The organism is Streptomyces adustus, from assembly GCF_009377175.1.
GTDB classification, from domain to species: Bacteria; Actinomycetota; Actinomycetes; order Streptomycetales; family Streptomycetaceae; genus Streptomyces; species Streptomyces adustus.
Genome location: NZ_VJZD01000009.1, coordinates 69,126 through 79,634, shown reverse-complemented (window position 1 = coordinate 79,634; position 10,509 = coordinate 69,126). Strand labels below are relative to the sequence as shown.

At 71.7% G+C, this 10,509-nt stretch carries 10 protein-coding genes; 5 read left to right on the top strand and 5 right to left on the bottom strand.

The genetic code is table 11. The annotated features are described in order from the left end of the window. Nucleotides 1-247 precede the first annotated feature (247 nt). Nucleotides 248-883, bottom strand: a complete 636-nt coding sequence (locus FNH09_RS04115) for a uridine kinase family protein (RefSeq protein WP_338017459.1) — start codon at nt 881-883, stop codon at nt 248-250. Between the two features lie 128 nt (nt 884-1,011). Between FNH09_RS04115 and FNH09_RS04110 the strand changes: the two genes are divergently transcribed. Further along, on the top strand, nt 1,012-1,416 hold the full coding sequence (locus FNH09_RS04110) for a hypothetical protein (RefSeq protein WP_152885269.1): 405 nt from the start codon (nt 1,012-1,014) through the stop codon (nt 1,414-1,416). A gap of 92 nt (nt 1,417-1,508) precedes the next feature. On the opposite strand, the gene FNH09_RS04105 is transcribed toward FNH09_RS04110, so the two are convergent. From FNH09_RS04105 to deoC, 3 genes are read right to left on the bottom strand one after another with little or no spacing between them, the layout of a single operon-like run. Next, complete coding sequence (locus tag FNH09_RS04105) at nt 1,509-2,417, bottom strand: aldehyde dehydrogenase family protein (RefSeq protein ID WP_152885267.1); 909 nt, start codon at nt 2,415-2,417, stop codon at nt 1,509-1,511. Then, nucleotides 2,410-3,846, bottom strand: a complete 1,437-nt coding sequence (locus FNH09_RS04100) for an aldehyde dehydrogenase family protein (protein ID WP_152885266.1) — start codon at nt 3,844-3,846, stop codon at nt 2,410-2,412. Before FNH09_RS04100 ends, FNH09_RS04105 begins: the two co-directional genes overlap by 8 nt. A gap of 5 nt (nt 3,847-3,851) precedes the next feature. Next, nucleotides 3,852-4,805 carry a deoxyribose-phosphate aldolase gene (gene deoC, locus FNH09_RS04095; protein WP_152885264.1) on the bottom strand — a complete coding sequence of 318 codons (954 nt, stop codon included), beginning with the start codon at nt 4,803-4,805 and terminating at the stop codon, nt 3,852-3,854. A gap of 163 nt (nt 4,806-4,968) precedes the next feature. Between deoC and FNH09_RS04090 the strand changes: the two genes are divergently transcribed. Together FNH09_RS04090 and FNH09_RS04085 are read left to right on the top strand one after the other, a co-directional pair. Further along, nucleotides 4,969-5,673, top strand: coding sequence for a PH domain-containing protein (locus FNH09_RS04090; protein ID WP_152885262.1), 705 nt, complete (start codon nt 4,969-4,971; stop codon nt 5,671-5,673). A gap of 146 nt (nt 5,674-5,819) precedes the next feature. Next, nucleotides 5,820-7,508: a hypothetical protein gene (locus FNH09_RS04085; RefSeq protein ID WP_152885260.1), complete on the top strand. Its 1,689-nt coding sequence runs from the start codon at nt 5,820-5,822 to the stop codon at nt 7,506-7,508. 82 nt (nt 7,509-7,590) lie between these two features. On the opposite strand, the gene FNH09_RS46595 is transcribed toward FNH09_RS04085, so the two are convergent. Beyond that, nucleotides 7,591-8,355 (bottom strand): DUF5707 domain-containing protein, encoded by a 765-nt coding sequence (locus FNH09_RS46595; protein WP_156110798.1) that lies wholly within the window; start codon nt 8,353-8,355, stop codon nt 7,591-7,593. Nucleotides 8,356-8,916: 561 nt separating this feature from the next. Between FNH09_RS46595 and FNH09_RS04075 the strand changes: the two genes are divergently transcribed. Next, nucleotides 8,917-9,303 carry a DUF1508 domain-containing protein gene (locus FNH09_RS04075; RefSeq protein ID WP_152885258.1) on the top strand — a complete coding sequence of 129 codons (387 nt, stop codon included), beginning with the start codon at nt 8,917-8,919 and terminating at the stop codon, nt 9,301-9,303. Between the two features lie 264 nt (nt 9,304-9,567). After that, nucleotides 9,568-10,509 (top strand): phosphate ABC transporter permease subunit PstC, encoded by a 942-nt coding sequence (pstC, locus tag FNH09_RS04070; protein WP_152885255.1) that lies wholly within the window; start codon nt 9,568-9,570, stop codon nt 10,507-10,509.

The following is a 10,509-nucleotide window of genomic DNA, read 5'->3' as shown; positions in this document are numbered from 1 at the left end:
GGGGAGCTCTGCCGCACGGGGGAACGGGGGACGCGGGAGAGCGCGAAAGGGAGCGGGACTGGAGGGCCGGGGGGTCCGTCCAGTCCCGCTTTCGCGTTCTCGCGCTGTCGCGTTCTCGCGCTGTCGCGCTGTCGCGCTGTCGCGCTGTCGCGCTGTCGCGCTGTCGCGCTGTCGCGCTGTCGCGCTGTCGCGCTGTCGGCGGTCCGCCGGTCCGCCGGTCGGCTGGTCGGCTGGTCGACCGGTCGGCTCAGGCCGCCGTCGGCGTCTGCGTCTGCCGGCCCACCGCCGCAGCCGCCAGCCTGGTCAGCGCCTCGTCCCGGTCGCAGGCGTACGCGCCCAGGGAGGTCTGACGGGTGACGATCGACCGCTCCGAGCGCATCAGCCGCCAGCCGCGGCGCAGCAGGAACGGCACCGACTTGCGGCCCTCCTTGAGGTCGCGCAGGAAGCGGCGGCGGAACGTGGTGAGCGGACCGCGGGTCAGGCACAGGGCGTCCGCCAGGACGCCCAGCTCCCGGCAGCGCTCGACGATCTCGGCCGCGAAGATGCCCTCCGCGATGAACAGCGGGGTCCGGCCGATGTGCAGCGTCTCCTCGCCGGTGCGGGCGCTCAGCGAGATGTCGTACACCGGTACGCCCGTGGACCCGGTGGCACACAGCCGCGCGATGGCCTCGACCGCGACCTCCGCGTCCCACGACTCGGGGTGGTCCCAGTCGATGTCGGAACTGCCCGCCACCAAAGGCAGCGTCGGGTCGTTGCCTTCTTTGTAGAAGTCGTCGAGGCGCAGCACGGGCAGTCCCGAGCGGGCCGCGACAAGGGACTTGCCCGAGCCCGAAGGACCGCACAGCAGCACGACACGGGTGGATGACGGGTGATGGATGCTCACAGAACACCAGTTTGCGGCATGGTGACGCTGCTGCCGACCCCGCGGGTCGGCTTTGAAGCACGCATCACATCTCAACTACCCTACGCAACGTTCCGATTACTGTACGAAGCGAGAAGGTGGCAGCAGCGATGGCCCGACACGACTCCCCCCAGACCCCGACCGGCCGACGCGTCCTGGTCGCGCTCGCGACCGCGGGGGTGGCTCTCGGCGCGGGTGCGGGGGCGGCCGCCGCGGCCGCCGGACCGGTGCTCGACGCGCCGCGCACGCACCCCGGGACGGTCGGCGCGGTCGACCCGCAGGCGGGTGTGAACGGGCTTCTCGGGTCGGTGCGGTACATCACCGGCCCGCTGTCCGATCTCAAGCCCAACCCGCTCGCCGGCACCGGTGTGGACCCGCTCGACAACGGCGTCGGCACCCGGCTCTCGGACTTCAAGCCGCTGTCCTCGAAGGCGCTCACCGGGCCGATCGCGCAGGCGCAGTCGATCGGCGGCATCCCGGTCGTCGGGCAGGTGACGGGGCTGCTCGGCCGCTGACCCCGGCACGGCTGCCGACCCCGGCGCGCACACAGCCGCGCCCGCCCCGGACGGAGGGCGGGCGCGGCTGCGTCGTGCTGCGTGCGCTCGGGTCAGTAGGCGGACCCGGAGGCGCCCAGCGAGCCCGTCGGGTGCCAGACCGTCTTGGTCTCCAGGAAGGCCGTCATGCGCTCGATGCCGGGAGTCGCCGAATAATCCACAGGCTGTGGACGGAGAACGCGCTTCAGGTTGTCCGCCGCCGCGATCTCCAGCTCCTTCGCCAGTACGTCGTCGGCGCCCGCGAGGTCGATGGCGTTGACGTCCTGGTGCGCCGCGAGGGGCGGCGCGATCTCCGCCGCACGGCCCGAGAGGATGTTCACCACACCGCCGGGAAGGTCGGACGTGGCCAGCACCTCGCCCAGCGACAGCGCCGGCAGCGGGGACTTCTCGGAGGCGATCACGACCGCCGTGTTGCCGGTCGCGATGACCGGGGCGACCACCGAGACGAGACCCAGGAACGACGACTCCTGGGGCGCCAGGACGGTCACCACGCCGGTCGGCTCGGGCGAGGAGAGGTTGAAGAACGGCCCCGCCACCGGGTTGCCGCCGCCGACCACCTGGGCGATCTTGTCGGTCCAGCCCGCGTACCAGACCCAGCGGTCGATCGCCGCGTCGACGACCGCGGCCGCCTTGGCCTTCGACAGGCCCTCCGCCTCGGCGACCTCGCGCACGAACTGCTCGCGGCGGCCCTCCAGCATCTCCGCGATGCGGTAGAGGATCTGGCCGCGGTTGTACGCCGTCGCGCCCGCCCAGCCGCCGAACGCCTTGCGGGCGGCGACCACCGCGTCACGGGCGTCCTTGCGGGACGACTGCGGAGCGTTGGCCAGCCAGTTGCCCTTCGAGTCCGACACCTCGTACACCCGGCCGCTCTCGGAACGCGGGAACTTCCCGCCGACGTACAGCTTGTAGGTCTTGAAGACGCTCAGCCGCTGCTGCTCGGTCTTCTCGGTCTTCTCAGACATCGAGGTACGCCTCCAGGCCGTGACGACCGCCCTCGCGGCCGAAGCCCGACTCCTTGTAGCCGCCGAAGGGCGAGGTCGGGTCGAACTTGTTGAACGTGTTGGACCAGACGACACCGGCGCGCAGCTTGTTCGCGACCGCCAGGATCCGCGAGCCCTTCTCCGTCCAGATGCCGGCGGAGAGGCCGTACGGCGTGTTGTTGGCCTTGGCCACGGCCTCGTCCGGCGTGCGGAACGTCAGCACCGAGAGGACCGGACCGAAGATCTCGTCGCGGGCGATGGTGTGCGCCTGGGTGACGTTCGTGAAGAGCGTCGGCGCGAACCAGTAGCCGGCGGCGGGCAGTTCGCAGGCGGGCGACCAGCGCTCGGCGCCCTGCGCCTCGCCCTGCTCGACGAGCGAGGTGATACGGGCCAGCTGCTCGGCGGAGTTGATCGCGCCGATGTCCGTGTTCTTGTCCATCGGGTCGCCCAGGCGCAGCGTCGACAGCCGGCGCTTGAGGGAGTCCAGCAGCTCGTCCTGGATCGACTCCTGGACCAGCAGACGGCTGCCCGCGCAGCAGACCTGGCCCTGGTTGAAGAAGATGCCGTTGACGATGCCCTCGACGGCCTGGTCGATCGGGGCGTCGTCGAAGACGATGTTGGCGCCCTTGCCGCCCAGTTCGAGGGTGAGCTTCTTGCGGCTGCCGGCGACCGTGCGGGCGATCTCCTTGCCCACCGCGGTCGAGCCGGTGAAGGCGACCTTGTTCACGTCCGGGTGCGCGACCAGCGCGGCGCCCGCGTCGCCGTACCCCGGAAGGATGTTGACGACGCCCTTGGGCAGACCGGCCTGCCGGCAGATGTCCGCGAAGAACAGGGCGGACAGCGGGGTGGTCTCGGCGGGCTTGAGGACGACCGTGTTGCCGGTCGCCAGTGCCGGGGCGATCTTCCACGCCAGCATCAGCAGCGGGAAGTTCCACGGGATGACCTGGCCCGCGACACCCAGCGGACGCGGGTTCGCGCCGAACCCGGCGTGGTCCAGCTTGTCGGCCCAGCCCGCGTAGTAGAAGAAGTGCGCGGCGACCAGCGGGAGGTCGGCGTCGCGGGTCTCCTTGATGGGCTTTCCGTTGTCCAGCGTCTCCAGGACCGCCAGCTCGCGGCTGCGCTCCTGGATGATGCGGGCGATCCGGAACAGGTACTTGGCGCGCTCGGCGCCGGGCAGCGCCGACCACTTCTGGAAGGCCTTGCGGGCGGCCCGCACCGCGCGGTCGACGTCCTCGGCGCCGGCCTGCGCCACCTCGGAGAGGACCTCCTCGGTGGACGGGCTGACCGTCTTGAAGACCTTGCCGTCGGCCGCCTCGGTGAACTCGCCGTCGATGAACAGGCCGTACGAGGGGGCGATGTCGACGACCGAGCGGGACTCGGGGGCCGGTGCGTACTCGAATGCGGATGCCATGGTGATCAGTCCACCGTCACGTAGTCGGGGCCGGAGTAGCGGCCGGTGGCCAGCTTCTGACGCTGCATCAGCAGGTCGTTCAGCAGCGAGGAGGCGCCGAAGCGGAACCAGTGGTTGTCCAGCCAGTCCGCGCCGACGGTCTCGTTGACCAGGACCAGGAACTTGATCGCGTCCTTGGTGGTGCGGATGCCGCCGGCCGGCTTCACGCCGACCTGGACGCCGGTCTGGGCGCGGAAGTCGCGCACCGCCTCCAGCATCAACAGGGTGTTCGCGGGGGTCGCGTTGACGGCGACCTTGCCGGTCGAGGTCTTGATGAAGTCGGCCCCGGCCAGCATGCCGAGCCAGCTGGCGCGGCGGATGTTGTCGTACGTCGACAGCTCGCCGGTCTCGAAGATGACCTTGAGGCGGGCGCTCGTCCCGCAGGCCTCCTTCACGGCCGTGATCTCGTCGTACACCTTCATGTAGTCGCCCGCGAGGAACGCCCCGCGGTCGATGACCATGTCGATCTCGTCGGCGCCCGCGGCGACGGCGTCGGCCACGTCGGCCAGCTTCACGGCGAGGGCGGCACGGCCCGCCGGGAAGGCGGTGGCGACCGAGGCGACCTTCACGCCCGAGCCGGCCACGGCCGCCTTGGCGGCGGCCACCATGTCGGGATAGACGCAGACGGCGGCGGTCGAGGGCGTCGAGGCGTCGGTCGGGTCGGGATGGACCGCCTTGGCGCCGAGCGCCCGGACCTTGCCGGGGGTGTCCGCGCCTTCCAGCGTCGTCAGGTCGACCATCGAGATGGCCAGGTCGATGGCGTACGCCTTCGCGGTGGTCTTGATGGAACGGGTGCCGAGCGAGGCGGCGCGCGCCTCCAGGCCGACCGCGTCGACGCCGGGCAGTCCGTGGAGGAAGCGGCGCAGCGTGCTGTCGGACGCGGTGACGTCAGCGAGGGCAGCGGGTGCAGAGGTGGGCATGGTCACCAGACGAGCATATCTACGCGCGTAGCGGCTGTACACCCCCGGAAGGTCCTCCCGGGCCCGCCGGGCCCGCCGTGGGGCGGGCGGTGCACGTGGGGTGTGACGCATCCCGCGGCACCGCGGACGGAAGTCTTCGCGGGCGTCGTGCAGAATCGGGGCCATGACGACCCCGGAGCACCAGTCACCAGCGCCGCAGCCCTCGGCACCCGAGTCCAGGGACCGTATCTACCGGTCGGCCTCGGGCCTGGCCGGCGGGGTGCTGCTGCTCGCGCTCGGCGGCTGGCTCGGCCTCGACGCCCTCTTCACCGGGCACGGCAGCACGCCGTGGCTGGCACTCGCCGCGCTGATCCTCTTCGTACCGCTGGTGGTCGCCTTCACCCTGCGACCCGCCGTCTTCGCCAACGACGACCGGCTGCGCGTCCGCAATCCCTTCCGCTCCGTCGTGGTGCCCTGGGGCGAGGTCGCCTCGCTGCGCTCCGGCTACTCCAACGAGGTGATCACCGAGGCCGGGGCCAAGTACCAGTTCTGGGCGGTGCCCGTGTCGCTGCGCGCGCGCAAGCGGGCGCTGCGGACGCAGGCGCGGGTGGAGTCCGGCGGACGCCGGGGCGGGCTGTTCGGCGGCGGCGTGGCGGGCGGTCTGGGCGGCATGGACGCCACGGGCGGCGCGGCGCACGGCCCGGCGGCCGACCTGGGCCCGGCCCGTGCCGAGTCCGACAAGATCATGGACGATCTGCGCGAGCTGCTGAAGGCGCGCGACAAGGCCGCGGGCTCGCAGGGCGAGGTGACCGTGCGCTGGGCGTACGAGATCATCGTGCCGCTGCTGGCCGGCGCGGTGCTGCTGGCGGTGCTGCTCGCGGTCACGTGAGCCACGGGCGCGCGGCGCCTGCACCCACCCCGTCTTCCCCCCACAGCTGTCTCACCCCGCCTCGGCCGCGACCGCCGTTCCCCCACCCGGAGACGAAGCCGAGGTCTGTCGTATGGCCACCCCGTGGTCCGAGTCTCTGGGAAACGATGAACACCGACGTCCGGCGGACGCTGCCCGCCACCGCGATACCCGACGGCTGCCTGCCCTGGAGCACGGAACAGACCCGCCGCTGGACGCGGGAACTGCCACCGGGCTGGATACCGGTGCGCTGGGTCGGGCTGTCGATCTTCCAGCTGGTGTGGCTGATGGGTGCGCTGGCCGCGCTGGGCCTGAACTGGGCCGGTGTGCCGCCCTACCTCGCGGCGCTGGCCGGGCTCCACCTCGTCTGGCTGCCGCTGCGGCCCGAGATCGTACGGGTGTCCGCGCCGGTCCTGGCCCTCGTGACCGTCGCCGTGCGTCCCGAGCCGGTGCTTCCCGTGCTCGTCGGTGCGTTCCTGCTGACCGCGGTGTCCCTGACCGTCTCCGAGCTGCGGCTGCGGGCCCGGCGGCGGCAGCGGGAGGCGGCGGTGGCCGCCGCCGGAGGCGTGACGGCCGTGCTGCCGGACGCGGACCAGCCGCTCGGGCGCGGTCGGCTTCTCTCCGGCCTCGGGATCGCACTGATCGTCCTGGTCGCGGCGGGCGTCCCGGTGACTGCGGCGATCGGCATGTGGGACACGTCGGAGGGGCGTCGGTTCGTGGCTCTCGCCGGCCTCTACGCGACCGGGCTCGGCGTCACCGCGCTGCTCTCCGGGGTGCTGGGCCGGCGGCGGGCCGTCGCGCTGCGCGCCGCGCCCGTGCCCGTCCTGCGCGTGCTGGTGCGCGAGGACCGGCGCGTCGACGCGGAGGTCTACGCGGCGGACGACGTGGCGGGCCTGCGACCGCTGTTCACCGTCGCCACGGTCCGGCTGGACCTCGAAGCGGACCGCGGAGAGGACGGCGGCACGGCCGACGACGAGGCCGAGCTGGACGACTTCCTCGAAGAGCTCGACGACAAGCGGCCCAAGCCGCTGCGCGAGGCCGTCCTGTACGGGGCGCCGTACGACGGCGCCGAGGTCGTGCTCGTCAGCGCCGCACGCAAGCCGGGCGACCCGCCGGTGGCGGAACGGTCGACCGGGCCCGCACGGCCGCTGCCGGCGGTCGCCGTGCGCTGGCGGCTCCGGGTGGCGAAGCGGCAAGCGGCTTGGACCGCTGCGGACGACGAACGGCACCGGGGCCTGGTGGCGGCCGCGCTCCTGACGACGGAGACGGTGCCGGTACGGCGCTGGCGCGCGGGTGCGCTGGACCGGCTGTCCGCGTTCCTGATGGTGCTGGCGGGCGTTTTTCTGTGCTGGATGGTGTTCACCGACCGAGACGGCGATCTATGGCAGCAGTTCGTCTGCTTCCTCGGCGGCCTGTACGGCGCGTTCCGCATCCCCGTGAAGCTGTGCTGGCGGATCACGGCCGACCGCACCGGGGTGTGGCTGAACAGTCTGCGCGGGACCACCCACATCCCGTGGGACGACGTCCGCTCGGTCCGCCGACAGGTTTTCGAACTGAGGCTGCGCTGGCGCGGCGGTGAGTCCTGGGCGGTCTCCACGTTCAGCTGGACGTGGTGCCAGCGCAGGTTCGGTCTGACCCATCCGTACGACGCCCTGGCCGCCGAGCTCTCCGCCATGCAGGCCGATCCCGCCCTGCGGCCCACCGGCGACAGCGAGGAGCGGGAGCGGGGGCGTCCGCTGTGGCCGCTGGGGGTGCCCCTCGCCGTGCTGTGGGTGGCGGGGGCGCTGGTCGCCCTGGTGTCGTCCGGGGGCTGGTGACCGGACACCACCGTCCGGCACGCCCGTGCGGCCGCCCTCCCCGGGCGGGCGCGGGAACGTGCCGGACGGGGCCGGCCGGGTGTCAGCGCACGTCGACGTAGTCGTCCGCGGAGACCGCGGCCGCGGTGTCGGCCGTACCCGCGTACGACCAGCGGTAGGAGCCGTCGAGGTAGGCCCGGACGGTGGTGGACACCGTGCCGTCGGCGGCGGTGGTCACGGTCTTGAGGGTGCAGTAGGTGCTGCTGCCCGCGGGACGGAACTGGAGGTCCACGGACCGGCCGGCCGCGGCGGGGACGGCCGTGCCGGCCGCCCAGCCGGCGTGCTGCACGGTGCCCGCGACGGTGAGGTTCCGGCCGAAGCGGACCGGCTCGGGGGTGGCGTCGACGGTCAGCCGGGTCTCGCGCTGCACCAGGAAGTCGGCCGCGCTGTCCAGGAAGACGGCGTCGCTGTCGGGGGCTATGGCGTAGGCGCTGACGTGCCAGGTGCCGGCCAGCGCGTCGCCGGCCGGGGCGGTGCCGGGCGTGAGGGTGAAGGTCAGGGTGCAGGTGCTGGTGACGGCGGTGGTCGGGCCGCAGGCCGCGGTGGAGGCGACGGTGCTGTCCTGGGAGCCGTACGAGCCGTGGTAGAGGGTGGCGTTGATCTGGTCGAGGCCGGACGGGTCGGTCGCGATGACGTCGACCGTGACCGTTCTCGCGCCGGTGCCGACGACGACCGGGTTGCCGCCGTTGACCACCACGCCGGTGATGTCGGTGTCGCCGAAGCGCTCGTCCGCGTGCGCGGACGGAACGGCGAGGGCGGACAGGGCCACGACGCCGCACGCAGCGGCGACAGCTGACTTAATGCGCATGCGAATTCCCCAATGTGAATGCCGCGGCCCGTCCATTTGTGCCGGGCGGGCCGGAAATGACGTGTGCAGCGTACTCATGCCGTCCGGATTTAGGAACGTTTCCGGGTGATGGTGAACCGGCTCGCCGATTTCTCGGCAATGGAAACTCGGTCGAATATCCGGTGTTTCGATTCGGTGGAAAACCGAAGGGGAAATTCGGTTCGAATTTCAGCGGACCTGGCGACCACCTACGCGTACCGGAGCCCGCGGCGGCCCGGCCGGAGTGCGGTCGTGGCGGTGCTGGCCCAGACTCCAGAAGCTTCCGAAAAAGCCAATCCTTTGCGTGCAAGTCACCATCTTTTGCGCACACTTGACGTGCTGCGGGGTCGCAGGTCGTTCGACCTGGCTGCTCGGCCGACCATGTGAACGAGGGGCAACTTTCGCATGAAGTATGCGATGGGCACTTAACTACGACGATCGCTTATCACTGCCGCCTCACTACCCTGCGTGTGCTGCATGAACGGCGAACCAGAGCCGGCGCGTGCGGCTTCCTGGCATCGGGGAACACAGGGGTGGGGATGGATGGCGGCAAGAAATGGAGGCGCGGCCGTACCCGGCACGCGCTGCCAAATAGACATCGGTGCAGACGGCACTTACTCGTGGCGGCTCACGGCCACGAACGGGCGGGTGATCGCCGTGGCGGCCCGGACCTACCGGGACTACGGCGAATGCCGCGCCGCGTTCGAGCGGTTGTGCGCCGATGTCGCGGAATTACCCGGCGCGGTGCACCACACCGCGGAAGGCAGTGGCTGGGTGTGGCGGATGCGTGATCGCGCCGGCGGTGTCGTGGCGGTGTCCTCGCGCGCCTACGAGCGGCACTCGACGTGCCAGGCCGCCTACGAACGGTTCCGCGCGCTGCTGGCCGAGCTCGGCTCCGGGGACGTGATCCCGTGGGGCGAGGCGGAGTGAGCGCGCGCCGCTGACGGCCCGGCGATCGCAGGGAGGGGGCCGGGGCCCGCCGCACGGCGGACCCCGGCCCCCTCCCTGCCTACGTCGTGGTCGCTGCGTTCACGTCAACCCCGGAAGTTGCCCCGCGGGGGTGTCTCGTTCATATGCGTGTGCGCGGGTGTCCATCCCTGCTCAGGAGCGTCGGCCGATGTGACGACGCGAATCCATGAGCGACCTGTGGCTCCTGCGGACGAACCGCCGAGACGCCTGCATCTCGACCCGGGTATGCCCGACCGCGTGTTCCGGGGGATCCTGCGCGGTGGCGGCACCCTGGTGCTCGCGATCATGCTGCTGGTCGGCGGCTTCCTGACGTACCGGGCCTGGCAGGCGCTGTCGGCCGCGCGCTGGTCCTTCGTCACCACCGAGACCTGGGAGCCGGACGGCGGGCACTTCGGGATCGCGGCCGTGCTCGTCGGCACGGTGCTGATCGCGCTCGTCGCCATCGTCTTCGCCGTACCGCTCGCGCTCGGCACCGCGCTCTACATCTCCGAGTTCGCGCCGCCGCGGCTGCGCCGGACCCTCATCAGCGTGGTGGACCTGATGGCCGCCGTGCCGTCGGTCGTCTACGGCCTGTGGGGTCTGTTCTTCTTCCAGGGGCACGTCGTCACCGTCGCGCGCTGGATCTCGACCTACTTCGGCTGGATCCCCCTCTTCGAGGTCGACGGCGCCGATCCGCGGGACCCGCTCGCCACCGCGACCGTGTTCACCTCGTCCACCTTCATCGCGGGCATGATCGTGTCCCTGATGGTCGCGCCGATCATCTGCTCGGTGATGCGCGAGGTGTTCTCGCAGGCCCCGGTGGGCGAGCGGGAGGGCGCCTACGCGCTCGGCGCCCACCGCTGGGGCATGATCCGCAGCGTCGTCCTGCCGTTCGGCAAGGGCGGCATGATCGGCGGCACCATGCTGGGCCTGGGCCGGGCGCTCGGCGAGACCATCGCCGTCTACATGATCATCTCGCCGGTCTTCGTGATCCAGCCGCACATCCTCCAGAACGGCACCAGTTCGGTCTCCTCGCTGATCGCCCTGCGCTACGGCGAGGCCTCCGACCTCGGCATGTCGGCGCTGATGGCCGCCGGTCTCGCGCTCTTCCTGATGACCCTCGTCGTCAACTTCGCCGCTTCGTCGATCGTCGCCCGCAGCCGTTCCGGCGCGGCGAGCGACTCCTGA

What these genes read in the sequence shown, in the direction of transcription:
- FNH09_RS04105 (WP_152885267.1), bottom strand. Translation starts at nt 2,417, where the DNA reads ATGTCTGAGAAGACCGAGAAGACCGAGCAGCAGCGGCTGAGCGTCTTC.
- FNH09_RS46595 (WP_156110798.1), bottom strand. Translation starts at nt 8,355, where the DNA reads ATGCGCATTAAGTCAGCTGTCGCCGCTGCGTGCGGCGTCGTGGCCCTG.
- FNH09_RS04110 (WP_152885269.1), top strand. Translation starts at nt 1,012, where the DNA reads ATGGCCCGACACGACTCCCCCCAGACCCCGACCGGCCGACGCGTCCTG.
- FNH09_RS04100 (WP_152885266.1), bottom strand. Translation starts at nt 3,846, where the DNA reads ATGGCATCCGCATTCGAGTACGCACCGGCCCCCGAGTCCCGCTCGGTC.
- deoC (WP_152885264.1), bottom strand. Translation starts at nt 4,805, where the DNA reads ATGCCCACCTCTGCACCCGCTGCCCTCGCTGACGTCACCGCGTCCGAC.
- FNH09_RS04090 (WP_152885262.1), top strand. Translation starts at nt 4,969, where the DNA reads ATGACGACCCCGGAGCACCAGTCACCAGCGCCGCAGCCCTCGGCACCC.
- pstC (WP_152885255.1), top strand. Translation starts at nt 9,568, where the DNA reads ATGCCCGACCGCGTGTTCCGGGGGATCCTGCGCGGTGGCGGCACCCTG.
- FNH09_RS04075 (WP_152885258.1), top strand. Translation starts at nt 8,917, where the DNA reads ATGGCGGCAAGAAATGGAGGCGCGGCCGTACCCGGCACGCGCTGCCAA.
- FNH09_RS04085 (WP_152885260.1), top strand. Translation starts at nt 5,820, where the DNA reads ATGAACACCGACGTCCGGCGGACGCTGCCCGCCACCGCGATACCCGAC.